A 21,511-nucleotide genomic window follows, 5' to 3' on the forward strand; every position below is an offset into this window, starting at 1 on the left:
CCCTTGATTGTACCTGGTGACCCCCGTCGTGCCCTCCGCGGGCACGCTAGTTGAAACCTGTAAATCCTTCAGCCGTAGGAGAGCCCGACGTGTCGTGCCCTCCGCGGGCACGCTAGTTGAAACAGCTCCAAGCTGCGTTCGTGGGATGCCATCGCCCGGTCGTGCCCTCCGCGGGCACGCTAGTTGAAACTGCTTTACGACGGTATTTCAACATGGAAAGTGGTCGTGCCCTCCGCGGGCACGCTAGTTGAAACTTATCAGGGCATCAGAGACATTCGACGTCTCCTTGCCGTGCCCTCCGCGGGCACGCTAGTTGAAACTCTCTTGAAGGCATCACGGGGTGGATTCCTGTCGTCGTGTCCTTAGCGGGCACGGTAGTTGAAACGTGACGTCTCTTAAAGAAATTGAAACTGTTCATGTCGTGCCCCTTACGTGCACGCTAGTTGAAACACCATATCGTGGAAGGCGTGCGGCTTCTCTGCCATTGCGCCATCCGTAGGGCATCCGTTGTCATTAATCTGCTTCAAACGGCACCAGCGGCGCGCCGACGGGGGTGTAGAGGACATATTTGGGAGAGCCGTCCTCGTTTTGAGAGGCGCAGACCAGGGGTTTCTTTGAATTTCGCAGGAGGGCGGCGGTCTCTTTCAGCCGCTGCCGCTCATCCGGCTCTTTGTGCTCTCCCCAGCCGCAGTATACCTTGGTGACGCGGGGATTTTTCAGCGCCGCCGCGATGAAGTCCAGGTTGTCCTTCAAGGTCATCAGTTGGTGGTAATATTCGCCGCCGGTATCGATGCCGCCTGTGGTGAATATTTGCAGGTAGGACATATTGCCGCCCGCCGCTCCCGGCTCCGAGAGCAGCCGTTCATTCCCCGTACTGCGCAGCGCCCAGATATCGGTGATTATCATGCCGCCGAAGCCGTGTCTTTTTGCGATATCGAGGCACCTTCTTGTGGAGTTGTCGTCATATGCGGCGTTGGCTGAGCTGGGGTTCATGAGGACGAAGAGAAGGAGCGGTGAATTCTCCCGACCCCATTGCCTTTCAAGGTACGGACGCCAGAGAAACGCCTCATAACCATTATTTTCTTTGCTTATATGCGGTGGTTTCCTGTCCGCTCCGAAGATACAGACGGAGGAGACGCCAGCCGACACCGGATGAAGCACCGGCGACAGTCTTCTTTTATCGTTAAAGTCAAACATGTTTCGTCCACCTCTCTTTTTGACCATAATATATTTCGGAAGGAGCGGCAATAACGGCAAAATAAGCAGCTTTGCCGCTTTTTTCCCCTATTTTGCGCATGGAGAGAGACGCCGCCGTCTGTTCCATTCCGCTTTGGCGCCGACGCCGGCGTTATATTATAATTGCCGTGAGGCCGGAATATCATTCTGAATTGAGGGGGCGGTTCGATGTTTGAGCTTACCATACTTACCGACAATAACACGCTCATAGACAGGTATTATCTGGGGGAGCCGGGGCTCTCCTTTTGGATCGAGTGCGGCGATAAAAAATTCCTCTTTGATACCGGGTATTCGGATGTCTTTATCCGCAACGCGGCGTGGATGGGGATCGACCTGACGCTGATGGACGGGCTTGTTTACTCCCACGGACACAACGACCACACCTGGGGGACGCATTCGCTTGTCTCACTCTTTGACCGCCGGGAACTTTCACGCCGTCCGCGGCTGACGGCACACCCGCTGGTCTTTGAGAATAAGAGGCACGGAGGGCTCACCATCGGGACGATGATGGGGGCGGAGGCGCTGGGACGTTACTTTGATCTTGTGCTTTCGGCTGAACCGCGCGAGCTCGCTCCGGGGTTATGGTGGCTGGGAGAGATACCGGCGGCGGTGACGCCTCGGCGGGCAGTTGGCAAGATAATAGATTCCGGCGGCGAGCGAGACGACTGTTGCCTTGACGATTCCGCCCTCGCCTACGCTGGCCCGGAGGGATTGGTTATTGTCACCGGCTGTTCGCACTCCGGTATCTGCAACATTATCGAACGGGCGGTCAAGGTTACGGGAGAGGGGCGCATCGCCGATATCGTGGGAGGCTTTCATCTTTTGTCCAGCCCGCCCGAGGAGCTGGCGGCGGTCGCCGCCTATATGAAATCTGCGGGGGTAACGCGGCTCCATCCCTGCCACTGTACTGATTTTGCCGCGAAGGCGGCGCTCTCGCGGGAATTTTCCGTCGCGGAGTGCGGCGTCGGGCTCCGGCTCAGCTACAGATAACCGTTTCCGGCTCCGCCATAAGGACGATGTTTATACGGGCGTTTTCCGCCGCGGATGGCGGAGCCGTTCTTCGGTTCAATTACAGATGACGCGAAGGGGGTAAAAAGCGATACTGAGACTGGCGGCGGAGCCGGTCTAAAATAGGAATATGATAATTAAAGGCCGTGTGTCCCGGCCGTCGTATGGGATTTTTGACATATATCTTTAAGAATAAAAGAGGAACATACGAATGTTAGGATATCAATCATCAGCGGCACTCGGCAAGGAGGAACAGCGCAGGCGAATGCTCAGCGAACCCGTAGGGAGGCTCCTTCTCTCACTTGGCGGGCCGACGACGGTCACCATGGCCGTCACCACTCTTTACCTTATCTCGAACGTATACTTCGTCTCAAAGCTGGGAACCAGCGCAAACGCCGCCACCAGCGTCGTTTTTGTCATCTTCGCCTTTTTTAACGCCGTCGGCTACACCTTTGGCCACGGCGCGGAGAGTAAGATAGAGATAAGCCTCAGCTCTGGCAACGATACCGAGGCGAGCCGCTTTGCCTCCACCTCCTTCTTCACCGTCATCTTTATCGGGATAGTGACGGCGGTTCTTGGCATAAAGTATGTCGTGGGGCTCATGCGGCTTCTCGGCGCGACGGAGACCATCCTTCCCTATGCCGTGGACTATTCGCGTCACGTGCTCTTCAGCGCCCCCTTTGCCTGTTCGGCCTTTGTCATGAACAACATTCTGCGCGCCGAGGGGAAGGCGGCCTATTCGATGCGGGGGCTGCTTGGCGGTTCGCTGCTCAATATAGTGCTGACCCCGGTGCTGATATTTTCTCTGAAGATGGGTATCGCGGGAGCCGGTATCGCGATGCTTGTAAGCCAGTTTGTGAGCTTCGTGATCCTCTATGAATACTTTCTGCGCGGCAAGAGTATTACGAAACTTAGGCTTACCAGCGTATCGCGCGACCCGCGCGAATATTACGATATATTCAGGATCGGCAGCCCTTCCCTCACGCGGCAGGGATTTTCCAGCCTCTCCACGGCGGCGCTCAATTACGCCGCCGGGCCCTACGGCGACGCGGCGATCGCGGCGATGTCCGTCGTTTCGCGCGTCGTCATGTTCCTATTCGCCATTGTTACGGGCATAACGCAGGGCTTTTTGCCCGTGGCGGCCTATAATTACGGCGCGAAGCAGTACGCGCGCATCCGCGAGGGCTTCTGGTTCACGATAAAAATTGGCTCGCTCTGCATGATCGTCATTTCTGTCCTTACATATATCTTCGCGCGGGAGATCGTCACCGTATTCAGCTACGGCGACGCGGCGATCATTGGCGTCGGCACCTTTACCCTCCGCTGTCAGGCGGCGGTATTCATCCTCCAGCCGATATTCATCATCACGGAGATGATGATGCAGGAGCTCGGTTTCGCGGCGCGCGCCTCGGTACTGGCCTCGCTGCGGCAGGGGATATTTTTTATGCCGATGCTGGTGATATTGCCTGCCTTCATGGGGGTGGACGGCGTCGCGGTCAGCCAGGCGGCCACCAACGTCCTGACCTTCTTTGCGACGCTGCCCTTTGTCCGCGGTTTCCTTAAGATGCTCGATACCAAAGAAAAATCGATGCTCGATCCGGCGGCGGTCAAAGACTAGCGTAAGGAGCTTCTTACGTATGTGAAAGGCGGCAGAGCATGGGGCTCGGCCGCCTAATTTTTCCGGATATAAAGGTATTTATATGACGGAGCCCCGCGCTGAGGCGGGGCCTTTGTGGGGTCAATATATATTTTATTCCTCTTCCGGGTCGTAGAGGCAGTAGAGCGCCTGGGTGCCGCTGTTTTCATAGCCGCCCTCGGCAAGCTCTTCGTAAAGCTCCCTGGTGACGGTGAGGGCCGGGAGGTCAAGCTCCATTTCGTTCGCCGCCTCTTCGGCGAGCTTCATGTCCTTTATGTAGTGCTTGACGAAGAAGCCGGGGGCGAAGTCTCCTTTGAGGATGCGCGGTCCGTAATTCTTGAGGCTCCAGGTGGCCGCGGAGCCGCCTCCGACGGCTTCGATAAATTCGTTAAGGTCGAGGCCGCAGGATTTGGCAAAGGCGAGCGCCTCGCACATGCCGGTCATGGTTCCCGCGATGACGATCTGGTTGCCGAGCTTCGCGTTCTGCCCGTCGCCCGCGCCGCCCATGTGTTTGATGGTGCGCCCCATTATCTCAAAATAGGGAAGTACCGTTTCAAAGTCATCTTTATCGCCGCCGGCGAAGATGGTGAGGGTCGCTTCGCGTGCCCCCCTGTCGCCGCCGGTGACGGGGGCGTCGAGGATGCCGATGCCGCGCTTCTTGCCCGCCGCGTAAATCTTTCTCGCGAGCTTCGGGCTGGAAGTGGTCATGTCTACGAGCACCGTCCCGCTCTTGGCGTTTTCCACGAGTCTCTTTTTGCCGAGGTAAACCTCTTCAACATCCTTGGGAAAGCCGACGATGGTGAATACGACGTCGCATTTCGCGGCGATGTCGGCGGGGGTATCTTCCCAGACTGCGCCTCTTTCGACCAGAGGCAAGGCCCTCTCTTTGGTGCGGTTATAGACATGCACCTCATGGCCTGCCTCCAGTAGATGTCCGGCCATACTGGCTCCCATTACGCCCGTACCGATGAAACCGAGGATTTTTTTATCCGACATGTTACCACTCCCGTAAGTAAATTATTTTAATCTTTGACCATGTGCACGTTGACGTGCGGATAACTCATCTCGACGCCGTGCCTGGCGTATGACTCCGAGACCGCCTCTATTATATCGTAGTACAGGTCCCAATAATCATCGGTGCCGCACCAAACGCGGACGGTGTATTCGATGACTGATTCCTTGTAGGCGCTGGCGCGTACAAAGGGAGCGGGATCAGTATAGACTTTGGGGAATTTTTTCACGGCCTCTCTTATCGCGAGTTTGACCGTTTCTAAGGGGCAGTTGTAACCGGCGGAAAAGACGAGGTCGATGCGGCGTTTCCCTTCGTTGGTATAGTTCACGATCTTTGAGGAGGATACTTCGCTGTTGGGGATGTAAATTATTTTGTTGTCTGGGGTGGAGATCTTGGTATGTATGAAGCCGATCTCGCGCACGGTGCCGCCGACGCCGCCCAATTCGACGTAGTCACCTGCTTTGAAGGGCTTGACGGAGAGCAGCATGACGCCGCTGGAGAGGTTTGAAAGTACGCCCTGCAGCGAGAGGGAGATGGCCAAACCGGCGACGCTCAGGATGGCGACGAAGGAGGTTATCTGTATCCCAAGGGCTCCCGCGACGGTCATGAAGACGATGAAGTAAAGTGTTAACCTTATCAGCGTGAGGATGAACTTGTGCAGAGTCTTTTCGATGCTGGATCTTTCCAGCGCCTTTGTCAGCGCTCTCATGACGATCTTGACGACGGCTATTCCGCCCAGGAGATAGAGCAGCGCCGGCAGCAGCGAAGCAAGCGTCACCTTTTCCAATATTGCCGGCAGCCCTTCGAGGTTTATGTTCATTTTCTGATCGTTCCTTTCTTGTCTTAGAAGACTTGCAAACGGATATTATTCTACCCAGCCCGATTAGCTTTGACAACGCGAAATTGTCGGTTCGGAGGGCGAACACATACAAATTATACCCGGGGGTATCTATTTTGGGGCAGTAAAAAGCCGTAAATACTCCTGTATGTTCATACATGCATCTATTATGCGGTTAATTCTCTGTTTTTCTTTATGTTTAAGGGGATATTCACCTGAGCATGCTCATATTTATTACTTTGATAACAATATCTCTGCTTTTCTAAAAAACTTACAAATTTATAATGAAATTGGCCTTATTTTGCTTGACATCGTTCTATTATTAACTATAATGAAATTATCAAGTCAGACATATGATGTAAATACATATGATGTATTAACTGAAATCAGCCATAAGAAACATCGATATTACACTATGAAAAAATAATATGATGAATCGATCATTCCGGTATCCGGCCGTCTTTTGAGTTTGAAGGAGCACAGCCCCCTTTGGATTGTCGTATCGACAGGCGCGTCTTCGGCTACCGGCGGAGACGGCAGGCGCGAAAGAAAGCTCTTTGCCTCCCCGCTATTAACGCAGCGGGACGCCCCCGTGTCCGTGGTAAGGTTTCTTACGTTTAGCCCGACTTGTGGTTTATGTACCCCTCCCGTCAGTTATCCTAAAAAACTGCGAGTTATCGCTATATTTAAGAGACGAATCGATTTAAGGACGTTTTTAATGTTATTAGCGCCTTTTATGTGCAAATTTTTGGCTTATGCCGTATTATGAAGATGCAATTTATTCCAATAATGAAAGGACGATCGTCTGTGAAGGATATATTTTCCAAACAGGACTCTACAAAAAAGCCCGCGATTATCGTCCGCAGGATTCTTGACCTGATTGAAGACGGCGAACTGATGCCCGGGGAGAAGCTGCCCAACGAATTGGAGATCGTCAGACAATCGGACATTAGCCGCGCCTCTGTGCGCGAGGCGCTGTCAGCCCTTGAGATCATGGGTATGATCAAGCGCGTTCCTGGCGAGGGCACGTATATAAGCGAGCGTGCCTCAGCGGGTAAGTATCCGCCAAAGAACATCCTCGAAAAATTCCTCGAAGACACGGAAAAAGTTGGCGGCTCATTTGAAGCCCTTGAGGCTAGAATGGCTATCGAGCCCTCCGTTACCGCCATGGCGGCTTGGAGAGCCGAGCCGGAACAGATCGAGAGAATGGAGACGCTGCTGGAATCGTCCGGCGTCGCCCTGGAGGAGCATGACGTGAAGCTCTTTCTTGATATCGACCGGGAATTTCATATCGCGGTGGCGGAGGCGACGAACAACGAAACACTGATATCCATAAGCAATGACCTCCTGAAAAGAGCGGACGTCCACATGTGGCGGCGCTATAAGGAGGACCTCCGGCTTCTTGAGAAGACGGTGGAGGCTCATAGGTTCATTTTAAACGCGATCAAAGAAAGGAACCCCACAAAGGCGTCGTTTTACTCCGAAAAGCATCTGGCGCGCTGCGTATAACGAGCGCCGCACTCAACACAAGAGGAGGGTGGATGCCCAAATAGTAACTGCATGAATGGATGAACGTCATGCCTAAAAGGCATGAGGCAGATGTTTTATTGCCTCAAAACGCTAAAGCGAAGCTATTTTTAGAGCCTCGTACTGTTGGTGTAGTGAGCAGAAGCAATTAATTGCTCTCTAATATGCGTATTTTTAAGGAGGTACTGTAATGAAGAAGAGATTTTTTGCGTTAATGATCATCATGTTGGCCGTAATGATGCTGGGCGTCCTGAGCTCGGCCGAGGCGGCGATGTCCGACAGGTGGAGCGGTGATACGATCAAGATCGGTTATCTGGCTAATCTTACCGGTTCGGGAGCGTACACGGATATTCCGCCAAAGCTGGCGATAGAGGACTACATCAAAGAGGTCAACGCAAAGGGCGGCTGGCTTGGCAAAAAGCTTGAACTTATTTCCTATGACGCCGGACGCGACGCGCTGACGGAATCGGTGACGGCCGTCAACAAGATGATCCAGCAGGACAAGGTCATCGCCATCGTCGGCCCAACCGGCAGCCGTTACGCGATACCTATCGTTCAGCTCTGCAACGAATCTAAGACTCCCTGCATCACGATAGGGGCGACGAACGCCAAGGTCACGGTGAATGAGGATACCGGCGCCGTACATCCGTACATGTTCAGAGTTTCTTTTGCCGACTCCTACCAGGGCAGCGCGATGGCTAACTTTGCCTTTAAGGAACTTGGAATCAAAGAGGTGGCGACGATCGCCGGTGTAGACGACCTTTACGCGCAGGGCATACTGAAGTATTTCACCGATGAATTTAAGCGGCTTGGCGGCAAGATCATCAACACGCAGTCCTATCAGACGAGCGACGTGGAATTCCGCGCCCAGCTTTCGGCGATCGACAACAGCGGCGCCAAGGTGCTTTATTCCCCGGCATGCGAATATAAATATGCCACGTTGATCTCCAAGCAGGCGGAGCAGCTGGGACTTGAGTTCACCTACCTCTTCCCGGACGGCGTCTACGCGCCGGAGCTGATGGAGACCGCCGGTCCCCAGGTTGAGGGCGCCTATCTTTCCACCCCGATGACCGACGACGCCCCCGAATACGCGGACTATAAAAAGGCCTTTGACGCGAGACATAAAAAGACCGGGTATAAGGCCAATATCTACGCCTATTACGGCATGGACGGCATCATGCTCCTCGAGTGGGCTGTGAAAAAGACCAAGAGCTTCGACGGAGAGGTGCTCAAAAAAGCCCTTGAGAGCGCAAAGAATGTGCCTCTGTTTACGGAGTCGTTCACCATTGATCCGAAGACCCATAATCCTCTGAACAAGAGCGTCACGATTCTTCAGATAAAAGACAGCAAATATCATCACCTTAAGACGTTTAAGCCCACCAAATAAATGTCGCCGTCTCAAAATTTGAAGCTGTCGGAATAAGGGCAGCCCGAGCTGTCCCGGAGTCTGCAGAAATTCTGTGGTAAGCGGGGCGGATGAAGATCCGCCCCGCTTCATCCTACAAACGGAGTTGAATAAAACAATGTCGACGCTTTTTATACAACAGCTTGTAACGGGATTTTCCATCGGCGCTATCTACGCGCTCCTTGCGGTCGGCTATGCGCTGATATACAGTATTTTTAAGTTTACCAACTTTGCCTTCGGCGCGATTATGATGTGTTCCGCGTACGGCGCGTATTTTGTCGTCAAGAATCTGGGGATGACCTCTCTCGCCGCCGGCCTCTGCGGCGCTATCATAATAGGTATTATTATTTCTATAATCACCGAACTGGTAGCCTATCGCTCGCTGCGCAGGCTGAAGGCCTCGCGCCTTTTTCTGATGATCTCCGCGATGGGCGTCAATATATTGCTCCAAAACCTGATGACGATATGGATGAGCGCAAATTTGAGGAGTCTGAACATTGCGCTGCCGTTCAGAGTCCTGGCGGTTGGAAAAATCAAGATCGGCTCGATCGACATCCTGTCGCTGCTGGTCTCTCTTGTCGCGCTTGCCGTATTGTGGATCTTTATCGAGAAGACGAAATACGGGATCGCGATCAGGGCGAGCGCGCACGATACCGATACGGCCGGACTTATGGGCATCAACGTAAATAAGGTCTCGCTGATTGTGTTCGCAATTTCGGGGATCACCGCCGCGATTGCCGGTACCTTTACAGGGATGAAATACGCGGTCTATCCCACGCTGGGCGCCATTTCGAGCAAGGCATTCATTTCGAGCGTCATCGGCGGGCTGGGCAGCCTGCCGGGAGCGGTGCTGGGCGGCTTCATCCTCGGCGTGCTGGAGACGATAATCTCCGGATATATCTCTTCAGCGTATCGTGATCTCTTCTCGTTTGGAATCTTGATTGTCGTGCTGGTCTTCCTCCCGAATGGAATTCTCGGGGCCGACACCAGCGACAAACTGTAAGGAAGGTGAATAGAGCATGTATATTTCTTCTCTCATGATCTTCGCCTGCGTAAATATAATCGCCGTCGCCGGATTAGTTCTGCTTACCGGATATACCGGCATCTTTTCCATCGGGCACGCCGGGTTTTTGGCGGTCGGGGGATATGCGGCCGTCATTCTGTTCAAGCACTTCGGCGTTCCCTTCCTTCCCGCCCTTCTATGCGGTGGAATCTGCGCGGTGATCGTAAGCGTGATCATCGGCTACCCGGCCCTGCGAAATAAGATGGCTGGCGACGCCTTTGCCATCGTCATGCTGGGCTTCGTCGCGGTAGTCCGTATCACTATTTCCAATATATACCCGTTTTTTGAGGGAGCTCACGGTATTTCCAATATACCGCGGCTGACCACGATATGGACCGTGCTTCCCATCACCGTGCTAATGATCTGGCTCATGAGAAATTTTTTGAAATCTCACTATGGAAAAAACTGTATCGCCATCAATCAGCAGGAGCTGGCCGCCGAAATGGTAGGGGTCGACACCGTCAAGACGAAGCTGGTCGCCCTGATGATAAGCGCCTTTTACGGAGGTATCTCCGGCGGTCTCTTTTCATTCTTCGCGACCTATATCGCACCCACCACCTTTGCGGAGGCTAAATCGGACGATTTGCTGGCCGCGGTGGTCCTGGGCGGCATGTGCAGTCTCTCCGGCCCGATGCTGGCGACGGTCTTTCTCGTCATCCTGCCGGAGGTCCTGCATTTTCTGGTGCTATGGCGTCTCGTCTTCTACGGCGCGGCCTTTGTCATCATCATGCAGTTCAAGCCCGAAGGTCTTATGGGATATCGGGAGATCTCCTTTAAATGGCTGGAGGATCTGTTTAAAAGGACAGGGGTGAAGACGAATGACTAGTCAGACGCCGATGCTAGACGTCAGCCATATGAGTATCGCCTTTGGCGGACTACGCGCGATAGAGGATGTCAGCGTCCATGTAAACGAAAATGAGTTTGTGGGGCTGATAGGGCCGAACGGCGCGGGGAAGACGACCTTCTTTAACTCCATTACCGGCTATATAAAGCCTTCGGAGGGCAAGATCCTCTTTAATGGGGAAAACCTGGTGCGCAAGCCGCCCTCAAAAATCGCGAACTACGGCATCAGCAGGACCTTCCAGAATATCCGCCTCTTTCCCAAGATGACCGTACTTGATAATGTTTCCATTCCGATGCACAGCACTCCGAAATATTCGGTGTGGGCGGCGATGCTGGGCCTTCCCTCGGTAAAACGAGTTCAGATCGATACCGAAAAGCGCGCGCTGGAATTTCTTTCGATAATGGGGCTCGTGGAACATAAAGACCGTCAGGCGGGTACGCTGCCATACGGCTTACAGCGCCGCCTTGAGATCGCGCGCGCGCTGGCGGCCTCCCCGAAGCTGCTTTTGCTTGACGAGCCGGCGGCGGGAATGAATAACGACGAGTGCAACGAACTGATAGAACTTTTGCGCGGTATTTACAAGACCTTCAACCTGACCGTCGTGATGATCGAACATCACATAGATATCGTGATGAAGCTCTGTTCGCGGATCTACGTACTGAACCTGGGACAGGTCCTGGCGGAGGGAACGCCGAAACAGATCCAGACAGACCCCCGGGTCATTAAGGCCTATTTGGGAGAACGGAGGCGTAAAGCGTGAGCAAGTTTTTAGAGGTTGATTCGCTAAACGTATACTACGGCGGCATCCATGCCCTGCAGGACGTCTCTCTATATATCGAAGAGGGGGAGATCGTCTCTGTGGTCGGCGCCAACGGCGCGGGTAAATCCACGCTCCTGCGGGCAATCGCCGGGGACAAGGCGATAAAGTCGGGGACCGTTACGTTCTGTGGGGAACGCCTCCCCCATACCGCCTACGAGACTATGGCTAAAGGTATTTCGCTTGTTCCCGAAGGGCGGCGTATCTTCCCCAATCTGACGGTGAAAGAAAACCTTATCGTGAGCACCTTCAGCCGTAAGGATCCTAAAGAGTCTATAGAGAAAGACTTTGAAGAGGTGCTGGCGCTGTTCCCGCGGCTCAGGGAGCGCCTGAAACAGAGGGGCGGCACCCTCTCCGGCGGCGAGCAGCAGATGCTTGCCGTGGGGCGCGCGCTCATGGCCCACCCGAAGCTGCTCTGTATGGATGAACCATCCTTGGGGCTTGCGCCGATCATCGTCGACGAACTCTTTGAAAAGATACTGCAGCTGAACAGGGAGAGAGGTCAGACGATCATGATCGTTGAGCAAAACGCCTTTTTGGCCCTTGAGGTGGCCAACCGCGCCTATGTCATCAAGACCGGCAGCATCACCCGCGAGGGTACCGGCGCGGCGCTTCTCAACGACCCGTCCATACAGCAGGAATATTTGGGCATTCAGCAGTTGGCCGAGGATGAATAGCGCCTCCGCGCGGCCTATGGCGGTATTTCTGGAATAGATCAAAACTGTTCGGATATTCGGGTAATCAAAAGAAAGAGGGGACCATGATGGAAAAAAAGCAACTGCTCCAGGAAATCGAGGCTTTCGTCGAGAAAAATGAAAAAGACATCTTAAACGATATGGCCGAGCTGGTATCGAAGCGCAGCGTAAAGGGACCGGCGGAAGAGGGCGCTCCCTTTGGCCACGGTCCGAGAAACGCCCTCGATTCCGCCATGGCGATTGCCGAACGCCTCGGTTTCGCGGTCAACGACGGCGACGGTTATGTGGGCTGGGCCGACCTTCCGGGAAAGCATGAAGAGCACATAGGCGTTATCGCCCACGTTGACGTCGTTCCCGAGGGCGAGGGCTGGAGTTCCGATCCCTACGTTTTGACGGAGAAAGATGGCTGGCTGATCGGGCGCGGAATCAGCGACAACAAGGGCGCGGTGATACTCTCACTCTACGCGGCGGCGTTCCTCGCGCGTTCCGGCAGGCCCCTCAACTACGGAATCCGCGTAATGATGGGCTGCGACGAAGAGTGCGGCATGCACGACGTCCCCTACTATCTCGCGCGCAACCCGGAGCCGATCTTCTGCTTTACCCCCGACGTGGACTTTCCCGTCAGCATCGGCGAAAAGGGCATGTATGCCGGCGGCGTATTCTCCTCCGCGCCGGTCTTTACCAGCATTTCAGCATTCGCGGCAGGCAACGCGAGCAACTCCATCCCGGGCCGGGCCTCCTGCGTGGTCCACGCTCCCGGAAAGAGCTTCAAGGAGACGAAGGGGATCACCGTTACCCCCAAAGAGGACGGCTCGTTTTTAGTAGAGGCCCAGGGTATCGGCGGCCATGCGGCGCACCCGGACGGCAAACACAACGCGATCGGCATCCTGACCGATTTCCTGCTCGACAACGGCATTGGCGACGCCGACGAAAGACAGTTCCTGGAGCTGCTGCATAAGATCCATTCCAACGCTTACGGCGAGGGGCTGGGGATCGCCTGCACCGGCAAACTGCTGGGGCAGCTGACCAGCATCGGCGGCGTCATCTCACAGGAGGGTGGCGTCGTGCGCCAGGATATGAACATCCGTTATCCTGAGTGCGTCAGCGGCGAAGAGCTCAAGAAGGCCCTCTCCAAGGTGGCCGCCGCCCACAACGCGCAGTTTGGCGGAGGGGAGATACTGGAGCCCTTCTACATCTCGCCGGACTCGCCAGCGATAAAGGTGCTGCTCTCCGCCTACACGGAGATAACGGGGCATCCCGCGGAGGCATATACCATGTTCGGCGGCACATACGCCAGGCGCTTCAAAAACGCCGTGGGGTTCGGCCCCGGAGACGATTATACGCCGCGCCCCTCATTCGTCGCCTCGGACCACGCGCCGAACGAAGCATCTTATATCCCCTCTCTGAAAGAGGCGCTTAAGGTTTACATCCTGGCGCTCTGGCAGCTGCAGGATTTGGCCGCCGAGGAATTAAGGGGACGCTGAGCGGCGTCTCCGTCATACGGGCCGTCCGAGAGGGCAGGTATACGCGGCGCGGCAGCGAGCGCCGCGGCAGATGGCTCCATACCCGCGTTCAGCGAATATAAATTACAGACAGACAAAAGCGCCCGCTCTTGACGGGCGAAACAAAAACAGGGAGGTCTTTACAATGTACGAAGGAAAGATCCATATTCACATCGAAAACAGCCGCAGTTCGTCTCCGATATTTATCGCCACTGAGGAGCATGTAAAGGCTCTTCTGAAGAAGAACGCCGATATAGTGGACAAAATCCACGTAACCCTCGGCAGCAGCGCCGTGGACCCGGTGGAACAGTGGACGGAAGAAGATCTGAAAGAGTACTACGGCTATATGAAGACGGCGGACATAATGGTCGGCTTCTGTTTCCCGACGAAAGACATGGCCTCCTACGCGCCGAACCTGCGCTGGATACACTTCATCAGCGCAGGTATTGAGCACGCGACCCCGTTCGACTGGGTGCCGGAGGGCGTGACCATCATAAACAACAGAGGCGTGCATCTGCCTAAATCGGGAGAGTCCTTCGCGATGTTTCTGGCGATGCTCAACGCGCAGATGCCCCGCCTGGCTACTGCGCAGCGCAACGGCAAGTGGGACCGCATCTTCACCTCGGTGATCAAGGGCAAAAAGCTCGTCATCTTCGGCGCCGGCAGCCAGGGCGGCGAAATCGCCAGACAGGCGCACAGAATGGGCCTCCGCGTGATCGCGATCGATCCTTATGTAAAGGAACATCCCTGCTGCGAGGCGGTATACGGCATCGACAGACTGAAAGAAGAGCTGGCGGACGCCGACTTCCTGGCCATCGCCGCGCCGGCGACGGAGGAGACGCGCGGATTCTTCAACGAAGAGGTGCTGGGCTGGCTGCCGAAGCACGCGGGGCTGATGAACATCTCGCGCGGCGCGCTGCTCGACCACGACGCGCTCGACCGCAGGCTGCGGAACGGAGAACTCTGCTGCGCGATCCTCGACGTATTCGAGCCGGAGCCGCTGCCCGCCGATTCCATCCTCTGGAAGACGCCGAACCTGACCATCACGCCGCATGTCTCGTCGGACGACGTGATAAACTACATGCCGCTCACCTTAGACCTCACGATCGAAAACGTGCGCAATGAGCTGGCCGGCCGTCCGCTGAAAAACATCGTCGATATCAAAAAAGAATTTTAGTGCGCGGGGCGTCAGCCGCGCAGCGGAGCAAGAACCGTCATTAATTCTGGAGGGATGCAAATGAGCAAAATTGGCTTCATCGGACTGGGAATCATGGGGGTGCCGATGGCAAAAAACCTGATTGCCGCTGGCTACTCCCTGGTCGTCTACGACATTGCGGAGGCCTCGGTCGAAAAACTTGTAGCGGCGGGAGCCGAGCGCGGCTGTTCGCCGGCGGATGTCGCCGCGAAGGCGGGAGAGGTCATCATCACCATGCTGCCCAACTCGCCGCAGGTGAGCGAGGTCGTGCTGGGGGATAACGGCATCATCCACGGCTGCCGCGGGGGACAGGTCGTGGTCGACATGAGTTCGATCGCGCCGCTTGTCAGCCGTTCGCTCGGCGGCGCCCTCGCCGAACGCGGGGTGGAGATGCTTGACGCGCCGGTCAGCGGCGGGCAGGAAAAGGCCGAAAAGGGCACCCTGGCGATCATGGTCGGCGGCAAAAGCGAGGTCTTCGAGCGTGTTAAAGATATCCTCTCCAAAATGGGGGCCAGCGTCTCGCTTGTCGGTGAACTTGGCGCAGGTCAGATCACAAAGCTCGTTAACCAGATGATCGTTGGTATAAATATCGCCGCCGTCGCCGAGGGTATGAGCCTCGCCAAGAGATGCGGCGTCGAGCCTCGCCGGGTCTTTGAGGCGATCCGCAAGGGACTCGCCGGGAGCCAGTGCCTGGAGGATAAGGCTCCGAGAATGTTCGAGGGGCGCTACGACCCCGGCTTCCGCATCGCCCTGCACATCAAGGATTACTGGAACGTGCTGGAGACAAGCCGCTCCATCGGCAGCTCCGCCCCCCTCTCGGCGCAGGTTGCCGAGATGATGATCGCGCTTGCGGGGGAGGGAAACGATACCCTCGACCACGGCGCGCTTGGCCTCTACTATGAAAAGCTCAACGGCGTGAGCCTCAGGGAGCGGTAATAGAAAACAGGCGCCTGCCGCGGCAGCGCATATGAGATACCCGCGGGGGCGCGTCTCTTCAAAAAGGGACGCGCTCCCGCAGTTTTCCTTAAAAATCAGACAGCCGGTTACAAACAGAGATCGCGTGAAAAATGGAAAAGATAGCTGTAATAAAAAATGGCATCCCGTACCCTGCGGTACAGAATGCCATACTATCGGCTGGCTCCTCGACGAGGACTCGAACCTCGAACCTAGTGGTTAACAGCCACCCGCGCTGCCGATTGCGCCATCGAGGAATATCAGGTCGAAAACTCGACAGAGGATATTATAGCACGCCCCTGATTTTTGGCAACCCCCTAAAAACCCGTATAGGGGGCGAATTACGTGATGTTACGCGAAAGAGTGTCCGGCGCGCGGCGAATAAAAATGGCGGCGGTCGGGTCTCTCATCCCTGCCGCCGCCGCTGCCTTACATTGTTTTGACGCCTGTCCGGTGGATTTATTTATTTGCCGTCTTAGCGGGAGCATCGGTTTCTTTCTGCCAGCTGAACGGCTCGAAAGAGTCCGAGCCTTCGGCCGTCTTCCAGCTCTCTTTGCGTGAGTGGTAGATTAGAAGGGGCACGCCGACCGCGAGAATGTTGCCGACGACGAGCAGACCGATCCATTCCGTCGGGCTGCCGACCGGAATCTGTCCGGGCGGTATGAAGCCGACGAGGAAGGCCGCGAAGGCGCTGACAAGCCCTACGCCGCCGACGAGCCACATGCCGATCTCACCGCCGGGCACCTTGAAGGGGCGGGGGGTGTTCGGCTCTTTTATGCGCAGCTTAATGAAGGCCGCGAACATCAGCATGTACATGATAAGGTACATCGTGACGGTAAGGGCCGAGAGTATCTGATAGGCCGCCTGTACCGAGGGGAGCAGCACGAATATGACGGATAGTATGGTGACGATCGCCGACTGGAAATAGAGAATATTCACCTGTACTCCGTGCTTGTTGGTCCTCTGGAGGATGGGCGGCAGATATCCCGCTTTACCGACGGCGAGGATACCTTTGCTTGGCCCCGCGATCCAGGTGTTGACTCCCGCGAAGACTCCGAGGGCGAGGCAGATCGAGACGACCGGTGAAAGCCACTCGAGACCGAAGGCCTGGAAGAGGTTACGGTAGGCGACAAGCAGGCTCTGTGTAAGGTTGATATCCTTCTGCGGGATTACGAAGCCGATCGCCAGCGTTCCAAAGACGAATATGGCTACCGTGATGCCCGCGGAGATGAGTATCGCGAGCGGGTAGTTCTTCTCGGGGTTGTCGACTTCGTTGACATGGACCGCCGAGACCTCCATCCCCGCGTAAAAGAGGAATATGCTCACCGCGAGGGAGAGGTTGCTGAAATTTCCCAAATCTGGGATCAGGTCGCTGGCATGCAGCGGCATGTAGATCGTATGTCCCGTAACGTAGTAGAGTATGCCGAGGATGATGAGTATCGCCGCCGGAATGACGGTGCCGATGAGGGTTCCCCATTTGCTTATCGCTCCCGAGAGGGACATCCCCCTGAAATTCATCAGCGTCGAGCCCCAGTAGAATACGAGGACGATCGCCAGGGTGTACATCTTATTTGCCGCGAGGGCTGAGTCGCTGCTGGGGTCCATTCCGATGTATGCCACGGAGACCGCGGCGAATGTGAGGACGGTCGGGAACCATATTGTATTCTGCATCCACTGGAGGAAAATAGCAACAAAGCCGAACCTGCCGCCAAATGCCTCTCCGACCCACCTGAATACGCCGCCCTTCTGCGGCCACGCGGTCGCCATCTCCGCCGCGGCGAGCGCCACGGGGATCAGGAAAAATACCGCCGCGAATATATAGTAGAATACAGACGAAAGGCCGTATTCCGCCTCTGCCGGTAGGCCGCGCAGACTGACTATCGCGGCCACGTTCATCATCGCCAGCGTAAAGACACCGATCGTTCCGCTCTTTGAGCCGGATGACGGTTTGTTTTCAGTACTCATTATGACCTTCTCCTTTCAAAAATTTTTCGATAAATATTCCGAAAAAGCCGGAGGAACCGGCCTTTTCGGAAAAAGTATTGTGTTTGTCTGCCGTTATTTCTCGTTTATGAGTGTTTGAAGTTTCCGGTCTCAGCTTCCGTGAGGGGCTTTGCGACGGGGTGAGCCTTGAAATATTCAAGCGCCCTATTCATATCCTTGATGAGGAGCGAGGCCATGTCGATGTTGAAGCCCTTCCTGACGAGGATACGCTGAACGACGACATTCTGCGCGTCCGCGGGGAGCGAATAGGCGGGAACCTGCCAGCCCCTTGAGCGGAGCTTGTCTGCGAGGTCGTAGAGCGAGAAGCCGGGCTTCACGTCGTCGCGGAATTTCCATGTGCAGCCGGGAACGCCGCCTTCTCCGTCATAGACCATCTCAAAGATGCCGAACTTCATGATCTCGTTCGCGAGATACTGGCCGGTCTCGGCGCATTCCTGCTGAATCTTTGTGTAGCCCTCTTTGCCGAGGCGGATGAAGTTGTAATACTGGCTGACGATCTGTCCCGCGGGGCGTGAGAAGTTGAGGGCGAAGGTCGGCATATTGCCGCCAAGGTAGTTGACATAGAAGATGAGCTCTTCGGGAAGGTCGGATACCTCTCTCCACATTACCCAGCCCACACCGAGGGGCGACAGGCCAAATTTGTGTCCGGAGGCGTTGATCGATTTTACACGCTCGATACGGAAGTCCCAGACGAGATCGCGGTGGATGAAGGGGGCGATGAAGCCGCCGCTCGCGCCATCGACGTGGATGGGGATGTCAAGTCCGGTCTCCTGCTGGAGCTTGTCGAGCGCCGCCGCTATCTGCTTGACCGGTTCGTACTGGAGCGTGAAGGTCAGCCCGAGCGTGGGGACGACGCAGATGGTGTTCTCGTCGACATACTTGACGACCTCTTCCGGCGTCATACAGTATTTGCCGGGCTTCATCGGGATCTGGCGCTGTTCGATATCCCAGTAGCGGGCGAACTTATCCCAGCAGATCTGTACCGCGCCGGTGACGATGTTCGGCTTGTCCGTGGGTTTTCCCTGCGCCTTGCGCTTCTTGCGCCAGCGCCAGAGCGCCGCGAGTCCGCCGAGCATTGCCGCCTCGGATGATCCGGTCGTCGAGGTGCCGATGGTGTTGGCCTCTTCCGGTGAATTCCAAAGATTGCCGAGCATGCGGACGCAGCGCGCCTCAAGTTCAGCCGTCTGAGGATATTCGTCCTTGTCGATCATATTCTTGTCGATACATTCATCCATGAGCTTGTGGGTCTCGCCGTCAAGCCAGGTCTGGCAGAATGTGGCAAGGTTCTGTGAAGCGTTGCCGTCGAGTACGAGTTCGTTATGGATTGCCTGATAGGCATCCTGCGGGTCCATCTCCGCCTCGGGGAACGCGTCCTTGGGCAGCAGGCTGCCCATTGCCGCTGAACCGAATGTCGGGTCAATGGCTCTGTGTTCATATTCCTTCTGGTAAAGTGACATTTTAAAAATCCCTCCTGTTAAATGTCGTCTGATGCAATATAACTAATGGTACGCACCGAAATTATGTTTTCGACTTTTTGTACCGTATGCACCGAGTATAGTTCGAAGCCCTATTTCGCGATAAATAGTTTTTGCCGAATGTCCGCTAGGCAAAAAGCATGTAATGGCTGTACGTAATTAAACATGTATAAATTGTAAAAAAAGAATAAGATTATAGTTAGAGTTCCGTTTTTACTTAAAATTAATAAAGAAAATACCTAATCTAAAGGAGTGTCTCCTATATGGATATGCCGACAAAAAAACAGGAAAAAGCCTATGAAAAACTGAGCCCTTTTGAAGTGAAAAACGTCCTTATCGATATGGCGTCGAAACATGCCCGCGCGACCTCTTCCGCGATGCTCAACGCGGGGCGCGGCAATCCCAACTGGATCGCGACGGAGCCGCGCGAGGCCTTTTTCACCCTTGGCCGCTTCGCGATGACCGAGAGCCGCCGCGTTTGGGACGACGGCATCCTCGCGGGACTGCCGGAGAAGGAGGGGATCGGCGCGCGCTTCGCCAGCTGGCTCGGCGTCAACTCAATGATGCCGGGCGCCGACTTCCTGCGGCGCGCCTTCCAGTATGGCCTCAACATCCTAGGTTTTGACGCCGACGAGTGGGCCATTGAGCTCTGCGACGGCATCCTGGGCGGCCATTACCCGACGCCCGACAGGATGATGCCCTGCTGCGAGAGCGTGGTGCGCGAATACATTATCGAGGAGCTTGAGCAGGGTAACAGACAGAACCAGGATTTCGACCTCTTCGCGACGGAGGGGGCGACGGCGGCGATGGTCTACATCTTCCGCTCGCTGCTCAACAACGGCCTGCTGAAGCAGGGAGACACCATCGCGCTTGGCACGCCTATCTTCACCCCGTACATAGAGATCCCCGGCCTGCCGTGGTATGCGCTCAAGACGGTGCAGGTCTATGCAGACGGAACGGAACTTGTGGACGGTGAGCCGCGCCATTCGTGGCAGTATTCGGACAAAGAGCTTGAGAAGCTCGCCGACCCGAAGGTAAAGGTCTTTTTCATCGTCAATCCCAGTAACCCCGGCTCCGTGGAGATATCGCCGGAGTCGGCGCAGAAGATAAAAAATATCGTCGCGTCGAAAAACCCGCAGCTGATGATCGTCTCAGACGACATCTACTCCAGCTTTGCCGATAACTATCACTCTCTTTTCGACACCATACCCTATAACACCATCTGCTCCTACTCCTTCTCTAAATATTTCGGCTGTACGGGCTGGCGGCTTGGAGTCATCGGCATCCACCGCAAGAACGTCTTCGACGATATGATCGCGGCCATGCCCGCGGCGCAGCGGATAAAGACGGCGAAGCTCTATTCCGAGCTTGCCGTCGATCCGGGGGCGATAAAATTTATCGACCGCATGGTCGCCGACAGCCGCGACATCGCGCTGAACCACACGGCGGGGCTCTCAGTGCCGCAGCAGGTGCAGATGGCTCTCTTCGCCCTCTGCGCGCTGATCGATAAAACGGACGCCTACAACCGGCTGACGAAAAATATCGTCCGCCGCCGCTACAAAGACTTCTGGGGCAACCTCAAATGGCCGCGGCCCCTCTCTCCGAACAGCTCCGCCTATTACCAGCTGCTCGATGTTTCGCTCTGGGCTAAGGAAAAATACGGCGAGGGCTTCGCGGATTGGCTGCAGAAGAATTTTGAACCGATAGACATCCTCTTCCGCCTCGCTGAAAACCCCAGCGTAGTACTGCTTCCCGGAGAGGGCTTCGACGCCCCTGGCTGGTCCGTGCGCGTCTCAATGGCGAACCTTCCCGATCACGCCTACCGCGAGATCGGCCACGATCTGGTGACGATCCTCGACGAGTATTATTCGCAGTACAAGAAAGCCTGATAAATCGGCGTTTATACGCGCCGCTGACTTAGCTCAACAAGGCCGGAACATCCTGCGGCAGACGCATCCGCATGCTGCGGCAATATGGATAATTTAAAAGTGTCCCGCCCCATGGCGGGGACATTGCCTTGCGATCACCGTATAAAGATACGGCTCCGGGCGCAGACCCCAAAGTTATTTAGCAACTCGCACTTCTAAACGCCGATTTCCTTCGGGTAGACGAAGAGATAAATAGCGGTTTAGCTTTTGACTTTGCCCTTAAAGGCGCCCTCTCAGAGGGAGCTGACTCGGCGATGTTTTTTCGCCGAGACTGAGGGAGAGTTGACCTTAGGTTCTCCCGCGGCTTTTGCCGCGGGCTCTGTTTGGCGCGGAAACCGCGCCAAACAGAGCAACACTCCTTCCGTCTCGCCG

General features: G+C 55.5%; 18 protein-coding genes, 1 tRNA gene and 1 CRISPR repeat array (1 of these 20 only partly in view). Of the genes, 12 read left to right on the forward strand and 7 right to left on the reverse strand.

All coding sequences use genetic code 11. From position 1 onward, the window contains the following. Positions 1 to 450: a CRISPR direct-repeat array (repeat unit 32 nt; unit sequence GTCGTGCCCTCCGCGGGCACGCTAGTTGAAAC); it begins 365 nt to the left of the window's first position. A 63-nt stretch (positions 451 to 513) separates the two neighbouring features. Then, on the reverse strand, positions 514 to 1,197 hold the full coding sequence (locus LIO98_RS00110; RefSeq protein ID WP_291952282.1) for a DUF1643 domain-containing protein: 684 nt from the start codon (positions 1,195 to 1,197) through the stop codon (positions 514 to 516). After that, positions 1,190 to 1,324: a hypothetical protein gene (locus LIO98_RS00115; protein WP_291952283.1), complete on the reverse strand. Its 135-nt coding sequence runs from the start codon at positions 1,322 to 1,324 to the stop codon at positions 1,190 to 1,192. Before LIO98_RS00115 ends, LIO98_RS00110 begins: the two co-directional genes overlap by 8 nt. 80 nt (positions 1,325 to 1,404) lie before the next feature. On the opposite strand from LIO98_RS00115, the gene LIO98_RS00120 reads away from it, so the two are divergent. Together LIO98_RS00120 and LIO98_RS00125 are read left to right on the forward strand one after the other, a co-directional pair. Next, positions 1,405 to 2,226, forward strand: coding sequence for an MBL fold metallo-hydrolase (locus tag LIO98_RS00120; RefSeq protein WP_291952284.1), 822 nt, complete (start codon positions 1,405 to 1,407; stop codon positions 2,224 to 2,226). 229 nt (positions 2,227 to 2,455) lie between these two features. Continuing rightward, on the forward strand, positions 2,456 to 3,862 hold the full coding sequence (locus tag LIO98_RS00125; RefSeq protein ID WP_291952285.1) for an MATE family efflux transporter: 1,407 nt from the start codon (positions 2,456 to 2,458) through the stop codon (positions 3,860 to 3,862). A 132-nt stretch (positions 3,863 to 3,994) separates the two neighbouring features. Here LIO98_RS00125 and LIO98_RS00130 read toward each other — a convergent pair whose 3' ends face one another. Both LIO98_RS00130 and LIO98_RS00135 read right to left on the reverse strand, forming a co-directional pair. Next, positions 3,995 to 4,876, reverse strand: coding sequence for an NAD(P)-dependent oxidoreductase (locus LIO98_RS00130; RefSeq protein ID WP_291952286.1), 882 nt, complete (start codon positions 4,874 to 4,876; stop codon positions 3,995 to 3,997). A gap of 26 nt (positions 4,877 to 4,902) precedes the next feature. Then, on the reverse strand, positions 4,903 to 5,712 hold the full coding sequence (locus LIO98_RS00135; RefSeq protein ID WP_291952287.1) for a mechanosensitive ion channel domain-containing protein: 810 nt from the start codon (positions 5,710 to 5,712) through the stop codon (positions 4,903 to 4,905). 825 nt (positions 5,713 to 6,537) lie between these two features. Between LIO98_RS00135 and LIO98_RS00140 the strand changes: the two genes are divergently transcribed. The 9 genes from LIO98_RS00140 (at position 6,538) to garR (ending at position 15,714) form a co-directional block, all read left to right on the forward strand. Then, positions 6,538 to 7,239 (forward strand): FadR/GntR family transcriptional regulator, encoded by a 702-nt coding sequence (locus LIO98_RS00140; RefSeq protein ID WP_291952288.1) that lies wholly within the window; start codon positions 6,538 to 6,540, stop codon positions 7,237 to 7,239. Between the two features lie 208 nt (positions 7,240 to 7,447). Further along, a complete protein-coding gene (locus LIO98_RS00145) occupies positions 7,448 to 8,644 on the forward strand; it encodes an ABC transporter substrate-binding protein (protein WP_291952289.1) in 1,197 nt (398 codons plus the stop codon). A 136-nt stretch (positions 8,645 to 8,780) separates the two neighbouring features. Further along, the gene (locus LIO98_RS00150; RefSeq protein WP_291952290.1) at positions 8,781 to 9,665 is read left to right on the forward strand and encodes a branched-chain amino acid ABC transporter permease; all 885 of its coding nucleotides are present in this window, start codon (positions 8,781 to 8,783) and stop codon (positions 9,663 to 9,665) included. A 16-nt stretch (positions 9,666 to 9,681) separates the two neighbouring features. After that, complete coding sequence (locus tag LIO98_RS00155; protein WP_291952291.1) at positions 9,682 to 10,551, forward strand: branched-chain amino acid ABC transporter permease; 870 nt, start codon at positions 9,682 to 9,684, stop codon at positions 10,549 to 10,551. Next, positions 10,544 to 11,329 (forward strand): ABC transporter ATP-binding protein, encoded by a 786-nt coding sequence (locus tag LIO98_RS00160; protein WP_291952292.1) that lies wholly within the window; start codon positions 10,544 to 10,546, stop codon positions 11,327 to 11,329. Before LIO98_RS00155 ends, LIO98_RS00160 begins: the two co-directional genes overlap by 8 nt. Beyond that, on the forward strand, positions 11,326 to 12,063 hold the full coding sequence (locus tag LIO98_RS00165) for an ABC transporter ATP-binding protein (protein ID WP_291952293.1): 738 nt from the start codon (positions 11,326 to 11,328) through the stop codon (positions 12,061 to 12,063). The genes LIO98_RS00160 and LIO98_RS00165 overlap by 4 nt, the downstream gene beginning before the upstream one ends. A gap of 86 nt (positions 12,064 to 12,149) precedes the next feature. Then, the gene (locus LIO98_RS00170) at positions 12,150 to 13,565 is read left to right on the forward strand and encodes a Sapep family Mn(2+)-dependent dipeptidase (RefSeq protein ID WP_291952294.1); all 1,416 of its coding nucleotides are present in this window, start codon (positions 12,150 to 12,152) and stop codon (positions 13,563 to 13,565) included. Between the two features lie 163 nt (positions 13,566 to 13,728). Further along, positions 13,729 to 14,760 carry a D-2-hydroxyacid dehydrogenase gene (locus LIO98_RS00175; protein WP_291952295.1) on the forward strand — a complete coding sequence of 344 codons (1,032 nt, stop codon included), beginning with the start codon at positions 13,729 to 13,731 and terminating at the stop codon, positions 14,758 to 14,760. 60 nt (positions 14,761 to 14,820) lie between these two features. Further along, on the forward strand, positions 14,821 to 15,714 hold the full coding sequence (garR, locus tag LIO98_RS00180; protein WP_291952296.1) for a 2-hydroxy-3-oxopropionate reductase: 894 nt from the start codon (positions 14,821 to 14,823) through the stop codon (positions 15,712 to 15,714). A 199-nt stretch (positions 15,715 to 15,913) separates the two neighbouring features. Here the strand turns inward: garR and LIO98_RS00185 are convergent. The 3 genes from LIO98_RS00185 to LIO98_RS00195 form a co-directional block, all read right to left on the reverse strand. Continuing rightward, positions 15,914 to 15,989, reverse strand: a tRNA-Asn gene (locus LIO98_RS00185). Between the two features lie 202 nt (positions 15,990 to 16,191). Continuing rightward, positions 16,192 to 17,697, reverse strand: coding sequence for a putative glutamine/gamma-aminobutyrate antiporter GadC (gene gadC / locus LIO98_RS00190; protein ID WP_291952297.1), 1,506 nt, complete (start codon positions 17,695 to 17,697; stop codon positions 16,192 to 16,194). A gap of 104 nt (positions 17,698 to 17,801) precedes the next feature. Next, complete coding sequence (locus LIO98_RS00195) at positions 17,802 to 19,193, reverse strand: glutamate decarboxylase (protein WP_291952298.1); 1,392 nt, start codon at positions 19,191 to 19,193, stop codon at positions 17,802 to 17,804. A gap of 281 nt (positions 19,194 to 19,474) precedes the next feature. Here LIO98_RS00195 and LIO98_RS00200 point away from each other — a divergent pair, with 281 nt between their 5' ends. Beyond that, a complete protein-coding gene (locus tag LIO98_RS00200; RefSeq protein ID WP_291952299.1) occupies positions 19,475 to 21,100 on the forward strand; it encodes a bifunctional aspartate transaminase/aspartate 4-decarboxylase in 1,626 nt (541 codons plus the stop codon). The last annotated feature ends 411 nt before the right edge of the window (positions 21,101 to 21,511 follow it).

Source organism: Cloacibacillus sp. (assembly GCF_020860125.1).
GTDB lineage: Bacteria > Synergistota > Synergistia > Synergistales > Synergistaceae > Cloacibacillus.

What these genes read in the sequence shown, in the direction of transcription:
- LIO98_RS00110 (WP_291952282.1), bottom strand. Translation starts at nt 1,197, where the DNA reads ATGTTTGACTTTAACGATAAAAGAAGACTGTCGCCGGTGCTTCATCCG.
- LIO98_RS00115 (WP_291952283.1), bottom strand. Translation starts at nt 1,324, where the DNA reads ATGGAACAGACGGCGGCGTCTCTCTCCATGCGCAAAATAGGGGAAAAA.
- LIO98_RS00120 (WP_291952284.1), top strand. Translation starts at nt 1,405, where the DNA reads ATGTTTGAGCTTACCATACTTACCGACAATAACACGCTCATAGACAGG.
- LIO98_RS00125 (WP_291952285.1), top strand. Translation starts at nt 2,456, where the DNA reads ATGTTAGGATATCAATCATCAGCGGCACTCGGCAAGGAGGAACAGCGC.
- LIO98_RS00130 (WP_291952286.1), bottom strand. Translation starts at nt 4,876, where the DNA reads ATGTCGGATAAAAAAATCCTCGGTTTCATCGGTACGGGCGTAATGGGA.
- LIO98_RS00135 (WP_291952287.1), bottom strand. Translation starts at nt 5,712, where the DNA reads ATGAACATAAACCTCGAAGGGCTGCCGGCAATATTGGAAAAGGTGACG.
- LIO98_RS00145 (WP_291952289.1), top strand. Translation starts at nt 7,448, where the DNA reads ATGAAGAAGAGATTTTTTGCGTTAATGATCATCATGTTGGCCGTAATG.
- LIO98_RS00150 (WP_291952290.1), top strand. Translation starts at nt 8,781, where the DNA reads ATGTCGACGCTTTTTATACAACAGCTTGTAACGGGATTTTCCATCGGC.
- LIO98_RS00155 (WP_291952291.1), top strand. Translation starts at nt 9,682, where the DNA reads ATGTATATTTCTTCTCTCATGATCTTCGCCTGCGTAAATATAATCGCC.
- LIO98_RS00160 (WP_291952292.1), top strand. Translation starts at nt 10,544, where the DNA reads ATGACTAGTCAGACGCCGATGCTAGACGTCAGCCATATGAGTATCGCC.
- LIO98_RS00170 (WP_291952294.1), top strand. Translation starts at nt 12,150, where the DNA reads ATGGAAAAAAAGCAACTGCTCCAGGAAATCGAGGCTTTCGTCGAGAAA.
- LIO98_RS00175 (WP_291952295.1), top strand. Translation starts at nt 13,729, where the DNA reads ATGTACGAAGGAAAGATCCATATTCACATCGAAAACAGCCGCAGTTCG.
- garR (WP_291952296.1), top strand. Translation starts at nt 14,821, where the DNA reads ATGAGCAAAATTGGCTTCATCGGACTGGGAATCATGGGGGTGCCGATG.
- gadC (WP_291952297.1), bottom strand. Translation starts at nt 17,697, where the DNA reads ATGAGTACTGAAAACAAACCGTCATCCGGCTCAAAGAGCGGAACGATC.
- LIO98_RS00195 (WP_291952298.1), bottom strand. Translation starts at nt 19,193, where the DNA reads ATGTCACTTTACCAGAAGGAATATGAACACAGAGCCATTGACCCGACA.
- LIO98_RS00200 (WP_291952299.1), top strand. Translation starts at nt 19,475, where the DNA reads ATGGATATGCCGACAAAAAAACAGGAAAAAGCCTATGAAAAACTGAGC.